Annotated in this window: 17 protein-coding genes; 4 read left to right on the forward strand and 13 right to left on the reverse strand. The window is 71.8% G+C overall.

Annotated features, from left to right (window positions below):
- Positions 1 to 4 precede the first annotated feature (4 nt).
- The 8 genes from AB0M82_RS05630 to AB0M82_RS05665 all read right to left on the reverse strand — a co-directional run bounded on the left by AB0M82_RS05630 (position 5) and on the right by AB0M82_RS05665 (position 8,509).
- The gene (locus tag AB0M82_RS05630) at positions 5 to 946 is read right to left on the reverse strand and encodes a PmoA family protein (protein ID WP_364717983.1); all 942 of its coding nucleotides are present in this window, start codon (positions 944 to 946) and stop codon (positions 5 to 7) included.
- Entirely contained in the window at positions 943 to 2,175 is a 1,233-nt protein-coding gene (locus AB0M82_RS05635; protein ID WP_364717985.1) for a Gfo/Idh/MocA family oxidoreductase, read from the reverse strand. Before AB0M82_RS05635 ends, AB0M82_RS05630 begins: the two co-directional genes overlap by 4 nt.
- Positions 2,175 to 3,323, reverse strand: coding sequence for a Gfo/Idh/MocA family oxidoreductase (locus AB0M82_RS05640; RefSeq protein ID WP_364717987.1), 1,149 nt, complete (start codon positions 3,321 to 3,323; stop codon positions 2,175 to 2,177). The genes AB0M82_RS05635 and AB0M82_RS05640 overlap by 1 nt, the downstream gene beginning before the upstream one ends.
- Positions 3,320 to 3,898 carry a hypothetical protein gene (locus AB0M82_RS05645; protein WP_364717989.1) on the reverse strand — a complete coding sequence of 193 codons (579 nt, stop codon included), beginning with the start codon at positions 3,896 to 3,898 and terminating at the stop codon, positions 3,320 to 3,322. The genes AB0M82_RS05640 and AB0M82_RS05645 overlap by 4 nt, the downstream gene beginning before the upstream one ends.
- Positions 3,899 to 3,902: 4 nt before the next feature.
- The gene (locus AB0M82_RS05650; RefSeq protein WP_364717991.1) at positions 3,903 to 4,754 is read right to left on the reverse strand and encodes a carbohydrate ABC transporter permease; all 852 of its coding nucleotides are present in this window, start codon (positions 4,752 to 4,754) and stop codon (positions 3,903 to 3,905) included.
- Complete coding sequence (locus tag AB0M82_RS05655; RefSeq protein ID WP_364717993.1) at positions 4,751 to 5,734, reverse strand: sugar ABC transporter permease; 984 nt, start codon at positions 5,732 to 5,734, stop codon at positions 4,751 to 4,753. Before AB0M82_RS05655 ends, AB0M82_RS05650 begins: the two co-directional genes overlap by 4 nt.
- A gap of 3 nt (positions 5,735 to 5,737) precedes the next feature.
- Complete coding sequence (locus AB0M82_RS05660) at positions 5,738 to 7,060, reverse strand: extracellular solute-binding protein (RefSeq protein ID WP_364717995.1); 1,323 nt, start codon at positions 7,058 to 7,060, stop codon at positions 5,738 to 5,740.
- A 237-nt stretch (positions 7,061 to 7,297) separates the two neighbouring features.
- A complete protein-coding gene (locus AB0M82_RS05665; protein ID WP_364717997.1) occupies positions 7,298 to 8,509 on the reverse strand; it encodes a Gfo/Idh/MocA family oxidoreductase in 1,212 nt (403 codons plus the stop codon).
- A 488-nt stretch (positions 8,510 to 8,997) separates the two neighbouring features.
- Between AB0M82_RS05665 and AB0M82_RS05670 the strand changes: the two genes are divergently transcribed.
- The gene (locus AB0M82_RS05670; RefSeq protein WP_364717999.1) at positions 8,998 to 9,981 is read left to right on the forward strand and encodes a LacI family DNA-binding transcriptional regulator; all 984 of its coding nucleotides are present in this window, start codon (positions 8,998 to 9,000) and stop codon (positions 9,979 to 9,981) included.
- Here the strand turns inward: AB0M82_RS05670 and AB0M82_RS05675 are convergent.
- A complete protein-coding gene (locus AB0M82_RS05675; RefSeq protein ID WP_364718001.1) occupies positions 9,978 to 11,222 on the reverse strand; it encodes an FAD-binding protein in 1,245 nt (414 codons plus the stop codon). The two genes, AB0M82_RS05670 and AB0M82_RS05675, sit on opposite strands and share 4 nt — an antisense overlap.
- Before the next feature lie 88 nt (positions 11,223 to 11,310).
- Positions 11,311 to 12,756, reverse strand: coding sequence for an argininosuccinate synthase (argG, locus tag AB0M82_RS05680; RefSeq protein WP_364718003.1), 1,446 nt, complete (start codon positions 12,754 to 12,756; stop codon positions 11,311 to 11,313).
- A 91-nt stretch (positions 12,757 to 12,847) separates the two neighbouring features.
- Here argG and AB0M82_RS05685 point away from each other — a divergent pair, with 91 nt between their 5' ends.
- Entirely contained in the window at positions 12,848 to 13,735 is an 888-nt protein-coding gene (locus AB0M82_RS05685; RefSeq protein WP_364718006.1) for an aminoglycoside phosphotransferase family protein, read from the forward strand.
- A gap of 48 nt (positions 13,736 to 13,783) precedes the next feature.
- On the opposite strand, the gene glpD is transcribed toward AB0M82_RS05685, so the two are convergent.
- The 3 genes from glpD to AB0M82_RS05700 are packed head-to-tail and all read right to left on the reverse strand — an operon-like array spanning position 13,784 to position 17,901.
- Positions 13,784 to 15,499 (reverse strand): glycerol-3-phosphate dehydrogenase, encoded by a 1,716-nt coding sequence (glpD, locus tag AB0M82_RS05690; RefSeq protein WP_364718008.1) that lies wholly within the window; start codon positions 15,497 to 15,499, stop codon positions 13,784 to 13,786.
- Positions 15,500 to 15,507: 8 nt separating this feature from the next.
- Positions 15,508 to 17,022 carry a glycerol kinase GlpK gene (glpK, locus tag AB0M82_RS05695; RefSeq protein ID WP_364718010.1) on the reverse strand — a complete coding sequence of 505 codons (1,515 nt, stop codon included), beginning with the start codon at positions 17,020 to 17,022 and terminating at the stop codon, positions 15,508 to 15,510.
- 57 nt (positions 17,023 to 17,079) lie between these two features.
- On the reverse strand, positions 17,080 to 17,901 hold the full coding sequence (locus AB0M82_RS05700) for an MIP/aquaporin family protein (RefSeq protein ID WP_364718012.1): 822 nt from the start codon (positions 17,899 to 17,901) through the stop codon (positions 17,080 to 17,082).
- Positions 17,902 to 18,119: 218 nt separating this feature from the next.
- Between AB0M82_RS05700 and AB0M82_RS05705 the strand changes: the two genes are divergently transcribed.
- Together AB0M82_RS05705 and glpK (AB0M82_RS05710) are read left to right on the forward strand one after the other, a co-directional pair.
- Positions 18,120 to 18,887: an IclR family transcriptional regulator gene (locus AB0M82_RS05705; protein WP_364718014.1), complete on the forward strand. Its 768-nt coding sequence runs from the start codon at positions 18,120 to 18,122 to the stop codon at positions 18,885 to 18,887.
- 10 nt (positions 18,888 to 18,897) lie between these two features.
- A complete protein-coding gene (gene glpK, locus AB0M82_RS05710) occupies positions 18,898 to 20,847 on the forward strand; it encodes a glycerol kinase GlpK (protein WP_364718016.1) in 1,950 nt (649 codons plus the stop codon).
- Positions 20,848 to 20,984 lie beyond the last annotated feature (137 nt).

Below are 20,984 nucleotides of genomic sequence, written 5' to 3' on the forward strand. Positions count from 1 at the left end.
TCCTCTAGTCGGTGTCCTGTCTCATCAGCACCTGCGCCGCGTACCGGCCGAGCCGGGCGGCGTCCGGGGCGCCGTCGATGACGACGACGTGGTGGGTGAGCGTCAGCTCCTCACCCGGTTCGAGCAGCCACGGCCGGTGGTAGGTGGCGGCGAAGCTGGCCACCGGGAACGGCTCGGCGCGGACGTACCAGGCGGTCGGGTACTCCGGGTTCTCCGGGCTGTCGGCGAACAGCAGCGTCGAGGTCCGCAGGCTCACGTCGTGCTGCCCGGTGAAGGCGAGCCACGGCGCGCGGTGCCCCATCGCCTCGGCCGCGGACCGGCCGTCCGACGTCCGGACCGTGCCGCCGACGAACGAGCGCGGGCCGCGCCAGAACAGCCCGCCGTACCCGGCGGTGTCGCGCCCTTCGGTCACCGGGCTCCCCCACCGCAGTTCGCGGCCGCTGGTGTTGCGCAGCCGGCTGGACCAGGTGAGCGTCCAGCGCCCGTCGGCGACCGAGACGTCGCCGAAGCGGAGTGTCCGGTGCTCGGTGAGCCACCGCCGGCCGGCCGCGGTGCGCCAGGCGAGCTCGTGCCGCAGCTCGCAGTGCCCGGCCGCGCCGACGATGCTTTCCCAGCGGACGTGGCCCACGGTGCCGTTGTTGTCGAGCGGGGTGTACCCGAGGCCGCGCACGTAGGTCCGGCCGCCCCAGAAGTTCTCCCCCGACAGGTGGGCCATGGTGAACTGCAGGCCGTTGTGCCAGGTGTGGTCGTGCGGCCGGACCGCGGTCACGATCTCCCCCGCGGTGGTGCGCATTGGGTGCAGGTACGGCTTCGGCGAGTCCCCTGCCGGGGTCGGCGGCTCGACCACGTACTCGGCCAGGACGACGTCGCCGAGGCGGACGCGCACCCGGCCGTCGTCCTCCTCGGCCAGCTCCAGCGTTCCGTCCCCGACCACCGCCCGGCTCACGCCGGTTCCCCGATTTCGCCGAGCAGCTCGCCGACGTCGACGGACCGGCCGGTTTCCAGGGACCGGTTGGCGGCCAGCCCGGTGAGCAGGGCCTGCAGACCGGCGTCGTGGTCCGCCGCGCAGCCGAGCGGGTCGGGTCCGGCGTCGCCGAGCAGTTCGGCGAGCATCCGCTCGTCCCCGCCGCCGTGCCCCTCGCCGAGGAGTCCGTCGAACAAGGCTTCCGGCGGTTCCCAGTGCCGTTGCACGGTCAGCCTGGCCCGCGCCCGCTTCGGCACCGGCTCGGCGCCGGACGCGTACTCGTTCTCCCGGACGTCCAGCTCCAGCCGGCCTTCGCTGCCGGAGAACACGACGCGGTAGCCCTCCCGCGGCGAATACGCGTGCAGGTGGTAGTTCAGGACCGCCCCGCTGTGGTGGCGCACGAGCACCGACAGGTCGTCTTCGATGGTGACGCCGGGCGCGAACACGTCCTGGTTCCGGACGTACCCGTCTTCCCGCTCGGCGTCGCGGTAGAGCGCGCGCAGCTTGGGTGAGGCTTCGAGGTCCAGCGCGAACCGGTCGCCGGCACTGCGGTGCCGGCGGCCGTTTTCTTCGCCGTAGAAGAACAGCCGTCCCAGCGCGAACACCGTCTCGGGACCGCTGCCGAGCCACCAGTTGACCAGGTCGAAGTGGTGCCCGGACTTGTGCACCAGCAACCCGCCCGACCGGTCCTTCTCCCGGTGCCAGCGCCGGAAGTAGTCGGCGCCGTGGGCGGTGTCGAGCAGCCAGCTGAACTCGACCGAGCCGATCTCGCCGATCGTGCCCGCGGCGAGCAGCTCCCGCACCCGGCGGTGCACCGGGTTGTACCGGTAGTTGAAGGCGACCCGCACCGAACGGCCGGTCTCGCGCCGGGCCGCGAGGATCCGCCGCGCGCCGTCGACGTCGGTCGTCATCGGCTTTTCCGTGACGACGTCGCAGCCGGCCTCCAGCGCGGCGACGACGTAGTCCGCGTGCGTGTGGTCCGGCGTGCACACGACGACGACGTCGATCCGCTCCTTCGTCAGCATCGCGGCGAAGTCCTCCGGCCGGTACCCCGGCACGGCGGTGCCCAGCCAGCCGTTGTGGACCCGCATGCGGGTCTCGTTGTGGTCGCAGAAGGCCGCGAGCTCCGCCCGCGGCGACCCGGCCAGTGCCCGGGCGAACAGCTGGGCCCGCGAGCCGAGGCCCACGATCGCGTGCCGACGCACCGCCATCACTTCTCCTTCACACCGCAGGCGCGGAATCCGGCGCCACTCCAGGGCAGGGCGAGTTCCGAGAACAGCGCGAGCCGCTCGGCCGCGATATCGACGTCGCGGTCGACGCCCGGCACGACGAACCGGCGCTCCGGTCCGGTGCCGACGGTCCGGACCCACTCGGGCGGCAGCGGCCGCGGCTCCGGGGCGTCGCGCACCGCCTCCACCAGCGCGGTGAAGGCGCGGGTCGCGGCCAGCGGGGCCAGCAGAGGGACCCCTTCGCGGAGGTGCTCGACGAGGTCGACCAGGAGGTCACGCGGCGGGCCGACCGCCACCGGCTCGTCGCCCACCGTGACGAGGTCGGTCTTGTAGTGCCAGCGGATCCGGCCTTCCGTGCCGTGGACCAGCACGTACGGCTCGTGGTCGGCCTCGGCGTCGAGCGTGGCCGCGACGACGACGTCGGGCGCCCCCGCGAAGCACAGACGCGCGCACGCCGTGTCGTCCGACTCGATGTCACGGGCCCGGTACAGCTCGACGTCGATCCGCTCCGGCAGGTCCCCGGCGGTGCCGTTGACCAGCAACGCCGTCGCCACGGCGTGGGCGAACGGGTTCGTCAGCGACCCGTCCACCACCGGCTGCCCGCCGACGCGGCGGCGGCCCGCCCACTCGGCCCTGGCGAAGTACCGGTCCCGGCGGATCCACGCCCCGGCGGCGGAGATCCCGGTGACCGTGCCGATTTCGCCGCGGGCGAGGGCCGCGCGGACCACGGGCACCGCGGCCGACCCGAAGCTCTGGAACCCGGTCTGGCAGACCCTGCCGCGGTCGCGCGCGAGCTGTTCGAGTTCGCCGAACGCCGCCAGGTCGAGCACCGGCGGTTTCTCGACGAGCAGGTGGCAGCCCGCCGCGAGGGCGAGCCTGCCCAGCGGCAGGTGGGTGTGCGGCGGGGTGGCCACGACGGCGATCTCCGGGGTCGTGCGGGCCAGCAGCTCCGCCGCGTCCCGGGTGACGACCGCCTCGGCCGGCAGGAGCGCCCGGGCTTCGTCGGGCGGCTCCCGGACGTCGCACGCGCCGGCGAGCACGATCTCGCCCCGGTCGTGCAGCGCGCGAGCGCGGCGCAGGTGGTTGGCCGCGTAGCCGGCCGTGCCGAAGACGACCACCGAAGGGATCATCGCCGGCCGCCGGTCGCCACCGCGGCCAGTGCCAGCGGGCCGGCCACGACCAGCGCCAGGATCGGCAGCATCCACACGAGCAGGATCGCCAGCCCGATCGCGGCGGCCAGGAGCAGCCCTTTCCCCGGCACCGCGGCGGATTCCCGCGCCGCGGCCACGATCGCCCGGCGCCAGGCCGGATCGCCGGTGGCCACCACCTCGCAGGTCCGCACGGCGATCACCACACCGGCCACGGCCAGCAGCCACAGTGCCGGCCGCAGGGCGCCGGCACCGGGCATCGAGGCCACGACCTCCAAATCCACCGCGAACAGCACCACCGCCACGAGGCACCCGAGCCCGAACGGCACCCCGCCACGGGCCGCCTGCCGGAAGTCCGCCCAGAACGTCGTCCACAGTGGACGCACGATGCCGTGCCGCGCCCGGTCCAGCGCCCGGCAGCCCGCCACGAACGCCGGCGCCGCGGTCACCACGGGCACCGACGCGAGGGCGACCAGCAGCCCGGCCAGCAGGCAGTCCGAAAACTCCCCCAAGCCGGCCCGCCAGTCCGTCCGCCGTCTCACGGTCGCGCCGCGCATCGCCTCACCCCTTCAGGCCGCTGGTGCTGACGCCTTCGACCAGCAGGCGCTGGAAGGCGAGGAAGAACAGCACGATCGGGACGAGCGCGAGCGCGGACATCGCGAACATCGCGCCGAAGTTCGACTGGCTGCTGGTGTCCACGAACAGCCGCAGGCCGAGCGGCACGGTGAACTTCTCCGTGTCGTTCAGGTACACCATCTGCGTGAAGAAGTCGTTCCAGGTCCAGATGAACGTGAAGATCGACGTCGTGACCAGCGCCGGTTTCGACAGCGGCAGCACGACGTGCCAGAACGTCCGGTAGACCGAGCAGCCGTCGATGATCGCGGCTTCGTCGAGCTCCCGCGGGATCCCGCGCATGAACTGGACGATGAGGAACACGAAGAACGCCTCGGTCGCCAGCAGCTTCGGCAGGATCAGCGGGACGAACGTGTTGACCAGCCCGGCCTGCTGGAAGATCACGTACTGCGGGATCAGCGTGACGTGGTAGGGCAGCATCAGCGTCGTGATCATGAACGCGAACATCGCGCCGCGGAACCGGAACTTCAGCCGGGCGAAGGCGAACGCGGCCAGCGAGCAGGACAGCACGTTGGCCGCCACCGACAGCCCGGCCACCAGGAACGAGTTGAGGAAGAACCGGCCGAACCCGACGTCGGCGGCGCCTTCCCAGCCCTTCGTGTAGCCGTCGAAGACGAACCGGGTGGGCAGCAGCGCCAGCCGCGAGAGGATCTCGTCCGGTGGCTTGACCGACGCGAAGGCCAGCCACACCAACGGGTACAGCACCACGGCGACGATGGCCAGGCACAGCACGTGCCAGCCGACCGAGCGGGCGGTACGGGGTACGCGCACCACGGTCATTTCCGCCCCCCGGTGTCGGCGTCGTCGTAGAACACCCACAGCTTCGCGGTGCGGAACACGATCGCCGTCACGATCGCGATCACCGCCAGCAGCACCCAGGCCATCGCGGACGCGTAGCCCATGCGGAAGTCCTGGAAGCCGACCTCGAACAGGTAGAGCGTGTAGAACAGGTCCGCGTCGGCCGGCCCACCGCGGCCGCCGCCGATGACGAACGCCGGGGTGAACGACTGGAACGCGTGGATCGCCTCCATCACCAGGTTGAAGAAGATCACCGGCGACAGCATGGGCAGCGTGATGTGCCGGAACCGGCGGAACGCGCCCGCGCCGTCGATCGCGGCCGCCTCGTGCAGCTCCGCCGGGATCTGCTTGAGCCCGGCCAGGAAGATCACCATCGGCGCGCCGAACTGCCACACCGTGAGCAGGATGATCGAGGCGAGGCTGAACTGCGGGTCGTCCACCCAGCTCGGCGTGTGCCAGCCCACGGAGGCGAGGACCTCGTTCACCGGGCCGCCGCCCATGAACAGCGCCCGCCACACCAGCGCCGCCGCGACGCTCGCGCCGAGCAGCGACGGCGCGTAGAACGCGGCCCGGTAGAAGCCACCTCCGCCGCGTCGCGTGTTGAGCAGCATCGCCACCAGCAGCGACACCGTGAGCTTCAGCGGCACCGAGATCAGGACGTAGATCAGCGTCACCTTCACCGACTGCAGGTAGCGGTCGTCGTCGGTGACCATGTGCGTGAAGTTGCCGAAGCCGATCCACTTCGGCGACGTGAACATGTCGTAGTCGGTAAAGGACAGGTAGAGCGAGACGACCATCGGGCCGACGGTCAGCGCCACCGCGCCGAGCAGCCACGGGGTGAGGAACGCGAAGGCCTCCGGCTGGCTCTTGCGGCGGCGCCCGGCCGGCCGGTCCCGCCGCCGGGCGGACCCGGCCGGCCGCGGTGGCGCGGCCGGCGGGTCCGGGGTGCGCAGCGTCGTCATCGGCTACGAAAGTCCCTTCTGGGCTTCGGACATGAACCGGCTCACCGCGTCGTCGATGCTCATCCGCCCGAACGCGACCTCTTCGTAGGTGCGCTGGAGGAGCTTCTGGATCGCGCCGGCGCCCTTCGGCGGCACCGGCGGCGCGGCCCCGAGCTTCGGTTCGAGGGCGGCTTCGAAGTCGTAGAGCGTCTTGTCGTTGCCGGTCGCGGCGGACGCGAGCTGCGCACGGACCTTGAGGTTCGGGGCGAGGCCCCGGTCGGTGCCGACGATCTTGCCGACCTCGGGGTCGTTGATCAGGAAGTCGACGAGCTTGGCCGCCGCCTCCTGCTGCTGGCTGCGCGCCGAGACCGAAAGGAACATCGACGGCCGCCGGTACTGCCCGGTCTCCCCGTTCGCGGCCGCCGGGTACGGCGCCACGTTCAGGTTCTTGCCGTTCGCCTTCTTGTAGGCGGGCAGGAGATTGTCGTACGCGAACTCGGAGCTGGTCAGCTTCTTGCCGAGCGGGGACTGCTCCGGCGAGGTGTTGTAGGAAGCCGTGACGTCGGCGGGCGACGCGCCCTTGGCGTCGCGGAACTTGCCCGCGAACTGCCAGTAGCGGCGCAGGTCGTCGGCGGTGAAGCCGAGCTTGCCCTCCGGCGTGTAGAACTGCTTGCCCTGCTGGCGCAGCCAGATCTCCAGGGTGGTGTCGAAGATGCCGAAGTCGGTCGCCCCGCGCGCCGAGAAGCCACTGGCGGCGCTGACCTTCTGGGTCGCCTCGGCGAACTGGTCCCAGGTCAGACCCTTCGCCGGGTCCGCGCCGGCCGCGGTGAACGCGGCGGGGTCGTAGATCATCGCCGGGGTGTTCTGCGCCCACGGCACGGCGTACCGCTTGCCCTGGTACACGCCGGTGGCGGCCAGCTCGGGATTGATGTCGGCCAGCGAGATCGCCTTGCCCGCCCCCTGGTTGAGGTCGGCCAGCACGTTCCGCCCGCCGTACTCGGCCAGGTAGCGGCTGTCGACGTTGAGCACGTCCGGCGGCTTGCCACCGGCCGTCTGCGTCGCCAGCTTCTCCCAGTAGGCCTGGTACGCCGAGAACGACGTCTGCACCTTGATCTTCGGATTCTTCTGCTGGAACAGCTCGACGGCCTTCTTGGTCAGGTTCGCCCGGCCGTCGTTGCCCCACCAGACGAAGTTGATGGTCACGTCACCGCCGTCCCCGGAGTCCGAGCCGCACGCGGCTACCCCGGTCAGCAGCAACGGGACCACCGCGGCCAGCGCCACGAACCCGCGCCGGACCGGTCTCCCGGCGGCCTCTCCTCTGATCCGGCCCTCACTTGTGCGACGCATCGAGCTCTCCGTCCTCGGCCCCAGCCACCGCCGACGATCACGTCAGGTCGGTCAGCACTTTTCTGAAAACGCTGTCAGCGCGCTCACGGTAAGCAGTCCGCCGCACCGCTGTCAACGGTCGAAGCGGAGCAATGCCCCTTGTGCAGCAACATTTCCTGCGCCAAACGGGCAGGTTGAGAAAGCGCTTACAGGATCCCCGCCGGATGACGGGCTGCAAACGCGAGGGGTGGGCGCCCGTCAGCCAGGGCGCCCGGCGGTGCCCGCCTTGGGTGGGTCGCCGGCGCGCCGGCGCCGCTCGGCGCTCGCCCACGGGACGCCGATCTCGGAGAACAACGCCAGCCGGTCCGCGGCGACGGCGACCTCTTCGCCGATCCCCCGCACCACCGGGTGCCGGCTCGCCCCTTCGCCGACCGTGCGGATCCAGCCCGCCGGGATCCGCGCCGGGGACGGCGCGTCCCGCACCGCCTCGACCACCGAGGCGAACGCCCGGGTGTCCGACAGCGGCGCGAGCAGCTCCACCCCGGCCGGGTCGAGGTGGTGGGCGACCAGGTTGCGCAGCAGGTCGGCCGGCTCGCCGAGGTGGACCCGCTCGTCGTCGATTTCCAAGCGGTGGCTCTTGTACCAGAACTTCGCGCGCCCCCGCACGCCGTGCACCACGACGTAGGGCTCGTGGTCCTGTTCGGCGCACAGCGACGCGGCGACGACGATCTCGGGCCCGTCGTCGAACCGGATGCGCAGGCAGGCCGTGTCGTCGGCTTCGATGTCCCGCGTGCCGTAGAGCTCGAGGGCGATCTCCGCCGGGTCACGGCCGGCCACCCCGCCGACGAGCAGGGCGGTGGCCACCGCGTGGGAGAACGGGTTGGTCAGCGCGCCGTCGACGACGGCCTCGCCGTCGAGCCACCGGCGCCCCGCCCACGGGTTGCGGCGGTAGTAGGCGTCCGTGCGGATCCAGGCCCCGGCCGCGCCGACGCCGGCCACTTCCCCGAGCTTGCCGGTGGCGATCGCCGCCTGGAGGACGGGCAGGGCCGGGGAACCGAAGCTCTGGAACCCGGTCTGGCAGACCGCCCCGCTCTCGGCCGCCAGCCGGGAGAGCGTGGTGAACCCCTCGAGGTCGAGCACCGGCGGGGTTTCCAGCAGCAGGTCGCTGCCCGCCCGCAGCACCGCGCCGCCGACCTGGACGTGCGCGTGCGGCGGGGTCGCGACCACGGTGATGTCGGGACGGCACCGGCGGAGCAGGTCGTCCACCCCGACGTGCGCCGTGGCTCCCTCGGGCAGCAGCGCGGTCGCGGCGGCCGACGGCGGCCGGACGTCGGCCATGCCCGCGAACCGGACCAGGCCCTCGTCGTGCAGGATGCGCGCACGGTGCAGGTAGCTGAACGCGTAGCCGGACGTGCCTACGACGGCCAGCTTCGGCGGGTCCGCGACAGTGCGGCGCCTGCTCCCCGACATGGGTCTCCGATCGGCGCGACCCGCCCGGGCCGCGCGGAACTGACGAATGGGTGACAGTTCGGGAGAATCTTCCGGTCGTCACCGTAGGGCGTGGCCGACGAGGGTGTCAATACGCGGGACAACGGGGTCGAACCCGGCGAAACCCGTTGCTCCGAACGGCGTCGGCCGGTTCGAGAGAGCGCTTCCCCGAACCGGCCGGCGCCTTGGTCATGCTGCCGGCGCGGGTGATCCGGTTCGCGGCGACGGCGTGGCTGGGGGCCCCACGCCCGCCTGGACAGGGAGACACGGCGGGGTCTTCCGAAGACACTGTTGTACGATTTGCAGGAAATCCGGTCAACGATTTGCAGGGTTTTCATCGGAACCCCAGCCGAACGGCCCTGCTCAGGGCCCCGAGGCGGCCGGATCCGGGTCACCCCAACGTAGTGCCGTTGTTGACAACGCCACCGGGGCGTTTCCATGATGTTGCAGGAGCCTGCCGAGGAGTTGCCGTGAGCGTGACCATTCACGACGTCGCCCGCCGGGCCAACGTGTCGATCTCGACCGTGTCGCGGGCGTTCACGTCGCCGGACCTGGTCCGGCAGCAGACCCGGATCCGGGTGCTGGCCGCGGCGAACGAGCTCGGCTACCACGCCACCGGCGCACCCCAGCCGGTGCCGGCGGCCCGCACCGGGCACATCGGCATCGTGGTCTCGGACCTGGGCAACCCGTTCTTCACCGGGGTGCTCAACGGCGTCCAGGCGCGCGCCCGGCAGGACGACATCGCCGTGCTGTTCGCCAACAGCGACGAAGACCCGGCGACCGAGCAGAACCTCGTCCGCCGGATGGCCAAGCAGGTCGACGGCGTCGTGCTGTGCAGCCCGAGCATGACCGACGACCAGCTGCGGACACTGGCCGGGCAGACCACCCTGGTGCTGCTGAACCGCGAAGTGCCCGGGATCCCGTCGATCGTGATGGACGCCGCGGACGGGATGCGGCAGGTGATCCAGCACCTGGCCGCGCTGGGGCACCGCCGCTGCGCCTACCTCGGCGGGCCGCGGACGTCGTGGGCGAACCGGGCCCGCAAGCAGGGTCTCGCGGAGGCGGCCGGGCAGCACGGCACGGACATCGTCGAGTTCGGCCCGTTCCCGCCGGTGTTCGAGGGTGGGCTGCAGGGCGCGGACCTCGCGCTCGCGGCGGACGTGACGGCGATCGTCGCCTACAACGACCTGGTCGCCTTCGGCGCGCTGGCGCGGCTGAACGCCCGCGGCGTGCCGGTGCCGGACGAGATCAGCCTCGTGGGCTTCGACGACCTCGTCTTCGCGGCGATCTCGGCTCCCCCGCTGACGACGATCGCGATGCCGACGGAGGCGGCGGGCCGCGCGGCCGTCACGATCCTGCTCGGCCTGCTGGACGGCGAAGCGGACGAGCACACGACACAGGTGCTGGACACCTACCTGATCGTCCGCGCGACGACGGCCCCACCGGGCGGTTAGCCGCCGAAGACGTGCCGGCGCAGGAACGGGTTCCGGAACTTCCCGGCCGGGTCGAGTTCCTCGGCCAGTGCCCGGAACTCGGCCAGCCGCGGGTAGCGCGCCTCGAGACCGCCGCCGTGGAAGAGCTTGCCCCAGTGCGGCCGCGCGCCGAACGGCGCCAGGCGCTCTTCCAGCACCGGCAGCACCGCTTCGACCTCCGGTTGCCGCGGCTGCCAGGTGAAGTGCAGCGCGACCCGGTCGCCGCCGTGGCACGGGCTCAGCCAGCCGTCGTCACCCGCGACCGCGCGGATTTCGGACACCAGCAGCAGCGGCGCGACGAGGTCGCCGATCTCGCGGACCGCCTGGATCGCGGCCACCGCGTCGGGGTAGGGCACGAAATACTCCGACTGCAGCTCGTCACCGACGCTGGGGGTGAACGCCAGCGCGAAGTGCGGGAGCCGCTCGTGCCACGGGCCCGGAACGCCTTGCTGCGGCGTGCAGTTGCCCGCCGGGATCCCGGCGGCGTGCGCCGGGTGCCGTGGCCCGTCGGCCGGGACCGCGCCGTGCAGCCCGGCCCGCTCGGTGAAGTCGTCGACGCGGCTCTTGACCCACACCTGGTCGATGACGTCGTTCGCCCAGTTCGTGAACATGCTGACGCTGTAGCCGGCGTCTTCGATTTCGTCGAAGTGCCGGTACGCGGCTTCCCACGGCAGGTCGTCGAACACGTCCTGACGCACGTCGAACGCGGGCACCAGGTCGAGGGTCAGCCTGGTGACGACGCCGAACGCGCCGAGGCCGACGACCAGGCCGGGAAAGCTGTCGTCGTCGCGGGTGAACGTCCGCAACTCGCCGTCCGCCGTCACCAGCTCGACCGCCGAGACGGCGGAGGCGAGCCCGGGCTGCCGCCGCCCGGAGCCGTGGGTGCCGGTCGCGACGCTCCCGGCCACCGTGATGTGCGGCAGGGACGCCAGGTTGGGCAGGGCGAACCCGGCGGCGTGCAGCCGGGCCGCGAAATCGCCGTACCGCGCGGACCCGCCGACGGTGACGGTCCCGTCGTGGATCTCCACCGGGATGTCGAGCGCGCTCAGGTCCAGCAGGACTCCGCCGGGCGCGTCCGCGATGTCGTTGAAGCAGTGCCGGCTGCCCAGCGCCTTGACGTGGTTCGCGGAAGCGACGGCTTCCCGCACCTCGTCGGTCGTGCGCGGGGTCAGCACCGCGTCCGCGCCGTAGGTGTGGTTCCCGGCCCAGTTCGACTCGCCCACCCGCAATGTCCTTCCACCGTGCCGGATCCCCCGCCACCGACCCTACGCGGCCGGTGCGCCCGAACCGCGAAGGGCCGTGAAGCGGTGGTCAGTCGGTGCCGAACTCCATCGCGGCGCTGTCGAGCAGCGCGTCGTTGCCCGCCTTGCCGCGCGAGGCGATCGCCTCGGCGCCGCCCTCGGCCATCGCGCCGATCAGGCCGGTCGACGCCGCTTGGGCGGCGCCGATCAGCTTCGGGTGGGAGCCGCCCACCATGCCTAGGCTCGCGTACTGCTCGAGCTTCGCGCGCGAGTCCGCGATGTCGAGGTTGCGCATGGTCAGCTGGCCGATCCGGTCGACCGGGCCGAACGCCGAGTCCTCGGTCCGCTCCATCGACAGCTTGTCCGGGTGGTAGCTGAACGCCGGGCCGGTGGTGTCCAGGATGGAGTAGTCCTCGCCGCGGCGCAGCCGCAGGGTGACCTCGCCGGTGACGGCGGTGCCGACCCAGCGCTGCAGCGACTCGCGCAGCATCATCGCCTGCGGGTCCAGCCAGCGGCCTTCGTACATCAGCCTGCCGAGCTGCCGCCCGTGGTTGTGGTAGCTGGCGAGGGTGTCCTCGTTGTGGATCGCGTTGACCAGCCGCTCGTAGGCGGCGTGCAGCAGCGCCATGCCCGGCGCCTCGTAGATGCCGCGGCTCTTGGCCTCGATGATGCGGTTCTCGATCTGGTCGGACATGCCGAGGCCGTGCCGGCCGCCGACGGCGTTGGCCTCCAGGACCAGGTCGACGGCGGTGGCGAACTCCTTGCCGTTGATCGTCACCGGCCGGCCCTGCTCGAAGCCGATCGTGACGTCCTCCGGGGCGATCTCGACCTCGGGGTCCCAGAAGGGCACGCCCATGATCGGCTTGACGATCTCGAGGCCGGTGTCGAGGTGCTCCAGCGACTTGGCCTCGTGGGTCGCGCCCCAGATGTTCGCGTCGGTGGAGTAGGCCTTCTCGGTGCTGTCCCGGTAGGGCAGGTCGTGCGCCTGCAGCCACTCCGACATCTCCTTGCGGCCGCCGAGCTCGGTGACGAAGGCGGCGTCGAGCCACGGCTTGTAGATCCGCAGGGAGGGGTTGGCCAGCAGGCCGTAGCGGTAGAACCGCTCGATGTCGTTGCCCTTGAAGGTGGAGCCGTCGCCCCAGATCTGGACGTCGTCCTCGAGCATGGCGCGCACCAGCAGGGTGCCGGTGACCGCCCGGCCGAGCGGGGTGGTGTTGAAGTAGCTGCGGCCGCCGGAGCGGATGTGGAAGGCGCCGCACGTCAGCGCGGCGAGCCCCTCCTCGACCAGCGCTTCCCGGCAGTCGACCAGCCGCGCGATCTCCGCGCCGTAGGCGTGGGCGCGCCCGGGCACCGACGCGATGTCGGGCTCGTCGTACTGCCCGATGTCGGCGGTGTAGGTGCAGGGGACCGCGCCTTTGTCGCGCATCCACGCGACCGCTACGGAAGTGTCGAGGCCACCGGAGAAGGCGATACCGACACGCTCGCCGACAGGCAGGGAAGTGAGCACCTTGGACATGCGAATGATTATGCACGGCTATGCATCGTCGTGCAATCGGGGGTGCCCCGGCTCACCATAAAGGCGTTGACGCGGCTGGTTCGGTGAGCACATGGGCCGGATGCACGCCGACGAGCACGCCATCGACACCGCGCTCGTCCGGCGGCTGCTCCGGGGTCAGTTCCCCCACTGGGCCGGCCTCTCACTCGTCCCGCTCGCATCCGGCGGCACGGTCAACGCCGTGTACCGGCTCGGCGACACCCTGACCGTCCGGCTCCCGCTCACCGCCGGCGGCGCCGCGGACGTGGCGAAAGAACGACAGATACTGGCGGCGCTCGACGGACTGCCGGTCGCGACACCCGTGGTCGCCGCCGTCGGCGAACCCGCCGAGGGCTACCCGTGGCCGTGGACGGTGCACGGCTGGCTCGACGGCGAACCGGCGGTCGAAGGCGGCCCTGCACCGGACTCGCTGGCCCGTGACCTGGCGGAGTTCGTGACGGCGCTGCGCGCGACCCGGGCGGACGGCCCCCCGGCCTACCGGGGGAAGCCCCTGGCCACCGTCGACGAGGCCACCCGCCGGGCCGTCGACGAGCTGAGCCACACCGACGAGCCCTTCGACGCGGCGGCGGCCCGCACGGTCTGGGCCGGAGCGCTCGACGCTCCACAGTGGACAGGGCCGCCGTGCTGGGTCCACGCCGACCTCATGCCGAGCAACCTGCTCCTGCGCGACGGCCGCCTGGCCGGGGTGCTCGACTGGGCCACCGCCGGGCTGGGCGACCCGGCGTGCGACCTGATCCCCGCGTGGAACCTGCTGCCCGCGCCCGCGCGCCAGGTCTTCCGCGACGTCGTCGGCGCCGACGACGCGACCTGGGCACGCGGCCGCGGGTGGGCGTTGTCGATGGCGGTGATCCAGCTGCCGTACTACCGCACGACCAACCCGGTCATCTCAGCCAACGCCCGCTACGTGCTCACCGCGCTCGGCTGCCGCCCAAAGCCGTGAATGTCGCATTGAGGGACTCTACGTCTCTCAATGCGACATTCACGGACCTCAGCCCGGCAGGAGGGCCGGGGCCGCGAGGCGGGTCGCGTTGGCGGCCTCGTCGTCCGGGGCCTCCTGCGCCGAGCGCTCCGCCTCCACCCGCGCGAGGTAGTTCGCCACCTCGCGCTCCCGCTTGTGCTCGTCCCAGCCCAGCAGCGGGGCGACGAGCCCGGCGACCACCGGGGCCGCCGCCACGCCGCGGTCACGTTCCTCGATGGAGATCCGCGTCCGCCGGGTGAGCACGTCCTCCAGGTGCAGCGCGCCTTCGTGCGAAACCGCGTACACGGCCTCGACCTTCAGGTACTCGGAGGTGTCCGTGATCGGGGAACCCAGCTCGGGCTGGTCCTTGACCAGGTCCAGGAGGTTCCAGATCCGCGTGCCGTACCGCTGCAGGAGGTGCTCGACGCGTGGCAGCGTGAGCCCCGCTCGCGCGGCGACCCCGGCCCGGTCCTCCCACAGCTCGTGGTAGCCGTCGGCGCCGACGATCGGCAGCCGGTCGGTCCACGACGGCGGGGCGGGCCGGCCGAGTTCCTCGACGACGACGTCGACCGTGTCCGAAGCCATCACCCGGTACGTCGTGTACTTGCCGCCGGCCACGATCACCAGGCCCGGCACCGGGTGCGCCACCGCGTGCTCCCGCGACAGCTTCGTGGTCGCCGCCGCCTTCGCCGCCAGCAACGGCCGGAGGCCCGCGTAAACGCCCTCGATGTCGTCGTGCGTCACGGGGGTGCGCAGGACGGCGTTGAGGTGCTCCAGCACGTAGTCGACGTCCGCGCGGCTCGCCGCCGGATGCTCGCGGTCGAGGTCCCACTCGGTGTCGGTGGTGCCGACGATCCAGTGCCTGCCCCACGGGATCACGAAGAGCACGCTCTTCTCGGTGCGCAGGATCAGCCCGGTGTCGAGGTCGATCTTCTCCCGCGGCACCACCAGGTGGATGCCCTTCGACGCGCGCACGGTGAACGGCGCGGGAATCCCGGCCGCCGCCGCCATGTCGTCGCTCCACACGCCCGTCGCCGCGACGACGGTGCGCGCCCGCACCTCGAACTCGACCCCGCTCTCGCGGTCCACGACCTTCGCCCCGACGACGCGCTCGCCGTCGCGAAGCAGCGACGTCACGCGGGCCCGCGTCAGCACCGAAGCGCCCTGCTCCGCGGCGGTCCGCGCGATCGTCATCGTGTGCCGGGCGTCGTCGACCTGGGCGTCGTAGTACTGGATCGCCCCGATCAGCGCGTCGTCCGCGAGGGCGGGCGCCGCCTTGAAGGCGCCGCGCTTGGACAGGTGCCGGTGCCGCGGCAGCGCGCGGGCGCCGCCGAGCGTGTCGTACAGCGTGACGCCGGCGCCGATGTAGCCGCGCTCCCACACCCGGTGCTTCAGCGGCACCAGGAACTTCACCGGCCGCACCAGGTGCGGGGCCAGTTTCTGCAGCAGCAGCCCGCGCTCCTTGAGCGCTTCGCGCACCAGCTTGAAGTCCAGCTGCTCCAGGTAGCGCAGCCCGCCGTGGATCAGCTTGGACGACCGGCTGGACGTGCCGGCGGCGAAGTCGCGGGCCTCGACCAGCGCGACGGACAGCCCGCGCGACGCGGCGTCGAGCGCGACGCCGGCGCCGGTCACTCCCCCGCCGACGACCAGCACGTCGACCTCTTCACGGACGAGCTTGCGCAGCGTCTCCGCGCGGTAGAGCGGCGAAAGCGGGACGGGTGTCACGGTGTTCCTCCTCGCAGTCATGGCCTGCCTCAGTTCACGTCGACCCAGTCGAGCGTGCGGCCGACGGCCTTCTGCCAGCCCGCGTAGCCCTCGGCGCGCTGCTCGTCGGTCCACGTCGGCGTCCAGCGCTTGTCTTCGTTCCAGTTCTGTTCGAGCTCGTCGGTCGACTTCCAGAAGCCGACGGCCAGCCCGGCCGCGTAGGCGGCGCCGAGCGCGGTGGTCTCGGCGACGACCGGCTTCGACACCGGCACGCCGAGAATGTCCGCCTGCAGCTGCATGCACAGCTCGTTGGCGGTGACGCCACCGTCGACCCGCAGCACGTCGAGGGTGACGCCGGAGTCGTTCTGCATCGCCTCGACGACGTCGCGGGTCTGGTAGCAGATCGCTTCCAGCGTCGCCCGCGCCACGTGGGCGTTGGTGGTGGCGCGGGTGAGCCCGACGATCGCGCCGCGGGCGTCCGAGCGCCAGTACGGCGCGAACAGGCCGGAGAACGCCGGGACGAAGTAGATGCCGCCGTTGTCCTCGACCTGGCGGGCGAGGCTCTCGCTCTGGGACGCGCCGCTGATGATGCCGAGCTGGTCGCGCAGCCACTGCACCGCCGACCCGGTGACGGCGATCGACCCTTCCAGCGCGTAGACCGGCTTCTCGTCGCCGAACTGGTAGCACAGGGTGGTCAGCAGGCCGTGCTTCGAGCGGACCAGTTCCTGGCCGGTGTTGAGCAGCAGGAAGTTGCCGGTGCCGTAGGTGTTCTTGGCCTCGCCGGGCCGGAAGCACACCTGCCCGACGGTGGCCGCCTGCTGGTCGCCCAGGACGCCGGTGATCGCGACCTCGCCGCCGAGCGGGCCGTCCGCGCGGGTGGTGCCGAAGCCGGGGTTCGACGACGGCCGGATCGACGGCAGCATCTGCCGCGGGACGTTGAAGAACGACAACAGCTCGTCGTCCCAGTCCAGCGTTTCGAGGTCCATCAGCATGGTGCGCGAGGCGTTGGTCGGGTCGGTGACGTGGACGCCGCCGTCCGGGCCGCCGGTCAAATTCCAGATGAGCCACGAGTCGGTGGTGCCGAAGAGCGCGTCGCCCTTCTCGGCGTCCTCGCGCACGCCCTCGACGTTCTCGAGGATCCACTGGAGCTTCCCGCCGGAGAAGTACGTCGCGGGCGGCAGGCCGGCCTTGCGGCGGATGACGTCGCCCTTGCCTTCGCGTTCGAGGGCCGAGGCGATCCGGTCGGTGCGGGTGTCCTGCCAGACGATGGCGTTGTAGTAGGGGCGGCCGGTGCGGCGGTTCCACACGACGGTGGTCTCGCGCTGGTTGGTGATGCCGAGCGCGGCCAGGTCGCCCGTGGTCAGGCCGGCCTTGTTGAGCGCGGTGGCGATCACCGAGCGGGTGCGTTCCCAGATCTCGGTGGCGTCGTGCTCGACCCAGCCCGGCTTCGGCAGGATCTGCTCGTGCTCGAGCTGGTGGCGGGCGATCTCGTTGCCGCCGTGGTCGAAGATCATGAAGCGGGTGCTGGTGGTGCCCTGGTCTACGGCGCCGACGAAGTCAGGCATGGTGGTGCTCCCATTTCTTTCAAGGGGCAAGTCTTCAAGGGCGAATCGAGCGGCGGGTCAGGCGGCGGGCTCGAGGTCCTTGGCGGGCAGGGCGTCCAGCGGGGCGTCGTCGGGCAGGTGGCGTTCGATCAGGTACTTGTAGATCGCGCCGCCGATCACCGCGCCGATCACCGGCGCCACGACCGGGATCCACCAGTAGGGGAAGCCGTACTGGTCGGTGAACGCGGTGTCGTAGCCGGTCAGCCAGGACGCGAGCCGCGGGCCGAAGTCGCGGGCGGGGTTGATCGCGTAGCCGGCGTTCGTGCCCCAGGCCATGCCGATCGCGACAACCAGGAAGCCGACGACGACCGGGGCGAGGTTCGCGGCCGGGGCGGTGTTGCGGAGGTCGGTGATGGCGAAGATCACCAGGACGAGGATCGCGGTGCCGATGATCTGGTCGCGGAAGGCGCCCCAGTCACCGACCGGCAGCGTGCCGTTACCGGGCAGGGTGGAGAACACGCCCTGCGTCTTGATCGTGAGGCCGGGGTCCTTGGCGTTGAGCACCTCGGTGTAGTTCCAGCGCACCAGCATGGCGGCGAGGAACGCGCCGGCGGTCTGCGCCAGGGCGTAGGGGGCGACCTTGCGCCACTCGAAGCCCTTGAAGACCGCGAGGGCGATGGTCACGGCCGGGTTCAGGTGCGCGCCGCTGAGCCGCGAAGCGACGTAGACCCCGAGCGTGACGCCGAGTCCCCAGGCCCAGGCGATGCTGTCGTGGTCCCCGATGCCCGCGGCGACCACCTGCGCCACCACCCCGCACCCGAACAGGATGAGGATCATCGTCCCCACGAACTCGGCGGCCATCTCGCCGGCGAGCCCGTGGGCCTTGAGGTTTCGCGCCATTGCTTTCCTCCACAAAGGACCTTGTCCCCACCCCAGGGTTGTTGGGGGTCCAGGGGGCTTGCCCCCGGCGGGGTCCGGGGTTCGACCCCGGGCGGCTCAGTGGAGTGAAGTTAAGTTCGCGTGTCAGGCCGGTCAACGGACCCGGGTCGGCATTGTCGAACGCCCGATGTGGATGTTCGACATTGTCGAATCGAGGCCGGTCGGGTTAGGGTCGCGCCGTGCCGGGTCCGATCCAGTCCATCGAGCGCGCCGCCGCGATCCTGCGGCTGCTGGCGCGCGGCTCGGGCCGTCTCGGCGTCGGCGAGATCGCCGAATCGCTCGAGCTCGCCAAGGGCACCGCGCACGGGATCCTGCGGACGCTGCAGGGCGTAGGGTTCGTCGAGCAGGACCGCGACAGCGGCAAGTACCAGCTCGGCGCGGCGCTGCTGCACCTGGGCACGAGCTACCTCGACGTCAACGAGCTGCGGTCACGGGCCATCAACTGGGCCGACGCGCTGGCTTCGCGCAGCGGCGAGGCGGTGCGGATCGGCGCGCCCCTGGAGGGCCGGGTGCTGGTGGTGCACCACGTGTTCCGGCCGGACGACAGCCTGCAGACCCTCGACGTCGGCACGCTGCTGCCGCTGCACGCGAGCGCGCTGGGGAAAGTCCTGCTGGCCTATGACACGACTCTCGTGGCATCGTTGCGCACCGGCGAACCGGAGGCCTACACCCGCCGGACCCTCGTCACCCAGACGGCGATCAAGCGCGCCTGCGCGAAGGTGCGCGAGGCGGGCTGGGCGGCGGAGAACGGCGAGATGATCTCCGGCGAGGCCGGGATCGCGGCGCCGATCCGCGGCCACGGCGGCATCGTGGTCGGCGCGATCGGGGTGTCCGGTTCGGTGGAGCGCCTCTGCGAAGCCGACGGCAGCCCGAGCTCCCGGCTGCTCGGCCACGTGCGCGACGCGGCGCGCGCGGTCTCCCGCGACCTCGGCGCGTCCCGATGGTGAAGGGAGGACCATGGTCCAGCGGTACGTGATGTCGATCGACCAGGGCACCACCTCCACCCGGTGCATCCTGTTCGACGCGCGAGGGCGGCTCGTGTCGGTCGTGCAGCGCGAGCACCAGCAGCACTTCCCCCGGCCCGGCTGGGTGGAGCACGACGCCGTCGAGATCTGGCGGAACGTGTCCCGGATCGTGCCGCAGGCCCTCGCCGACGCCGGGGCGACCGCCGGGCAGGTCGTCGGCCTCGGCATCGCCAACCAGCGCGAAACCACCGTCCTGTGGGACCGGCACACCGGCAACCCGGTCGGGCGGGCGATCGTCTGGCAGGACACCCGCACGGACGCGATGCTCGAACAGCTCGCCCGCGAGCCCGGGGCCGAGCGGGTGCGGCAGCTGTGCGGCCTGCCGCTCGCGACGTACTTCTCCGCACCCCGGATCCGCTGGCTGCTGGAGCGCACCCCGGGCCTGCGGGAGCGCGCCGAGCGCGGTGACGTGCTGTTCGGCACCATCGAGAGCTGGCTGATCTGGAACCTCACCGGCGGCGCCGAAGGCGGCGTGCACATCACCGACGTCACCAACGCCTCGCGCACCATGCTGATGGACCTGCGGACGCTGTCCTGGGACGACGAGCTGCTGGAGTTCTTCGACGTCCCGCGCGCGATGCTGCCGGAGATCCGGTCCTCGACCGAGGTGTACGGGACGACGTCGCGCGTGGTGCCGGGGATCCGCATCGCGGCCGCGCTGGGCGACCAGCAGGCGGCACTGTTCGGCCAGACCTGCTTCGCGCCCGGCGAAGCGAAGTGCACCTACGGCACCGGCAGCTTCCTGCTGCTCAACACCGGCTCGACCCCGGTGCTGTCCACCCATGGCATGCTCACCACGGTCGGCTTCAAGATCGGCGACGAGCCCGCGGTGTACGCGCTGGAAGGCTCGATCGCGGTCACCGGGTCGCTGGTGCAGTGGTTTCGCGACGGCCTCGAGCTGATCGGCAGCGCCCCCGAGATCGAGACCCTCGCCAGGACGGTCGAGGACAACGGCGGCTGCTACATCGTGCCCGCGTTCTCCGGGCTCTTCGCGCCGCACTGGCACAGCGAGGCCCGGGGCGTGATCGCCGGGCTGACGTCGTACATCACGAAGGGCCACCTGGCGCGGGCGGTGCTGGAGGCGACCGCCTGGCAGACCCGCGAGGTCGTCGACGCGATGAACGCCGACTCCGGGCTCGCGCTCTCGACGTTGAAGGTCGACGGCGGGATGACCGCCGACAACCTGCTGATGCAGTGCATCGCGGACGTCCTCGACGTGCCGGTGGTCCGCCCGATGGTGGCGGAGACGGTGTCGCTCGGCGCGGCCTACGCGGCCGGGTTGTCCGTGGGCTACTGGCCGGACCTGGAGGGGCTGCGGCGCAACTGGCACCGGGCCGGCCAGTGGCTGCCGGCGATGGACCCGGCCCGCCGGGACAGCGAGTACGCGCACTGGCGGCAGGCGGTGGAGCTGACGTTCGGCTGGATGCGCCCCGCCCCGGCCGCGGCCGCGCCCGGCTCGGACCTGGTCGACGTGCTGCTGGCCGACCACCGCCGGTTCGAGCAGCTGTTCCGGGACCTGCGCAACACCGAGGCCGACCACCCGGCCCTGGTCGCGGAGCTGGCGGCCCTGCTGGTCGCGCACGCGACGACCACCGAGCGGATCGTCCGGCCGGGCTCGCCGGGCGAGCTGTTCGCCGACGATCTCCTGGCCGTCCTCGAAGCCGACGACTTCGAGAAAGCGTTGCCGCGCTTGGAGAACATCGTCGACGCGCACGTCCGCGGCGAGGAACGCGGGCTGCTGAACGAACTGCGCCGCACGATGTCCACTTCGGACCGCACGGGGCTGGGCCGGGCGTTCGTCGCGGAGCGCCGCCGCCAGCTGGACCTCGGCTGCGGCGAGGCGGAGCACGTCCGCGAACTCGGCGACCGGCTGCGGCTCTAGCACGGTGACCGGATGGTGATGCGCCCCAATGTGGCGTTGGTTGCCGGACCAGGAAACCCTGCACCGCTGCCTCGCCACGATCACCGGCCACGGCCCCGAAGACCAGGTCGCCCTGCGCGGCGACGGCGTCTTCGGCC

This window comes from Amycolatopsis sp. NPDC051128 (assembly GCF_040682715.1).
Classification (GTDB): Bacteria; Actinomycetota; Actinomycetes; order Mycobacteriales; family Pseudonocardiaceae; genus Amycolatopsis.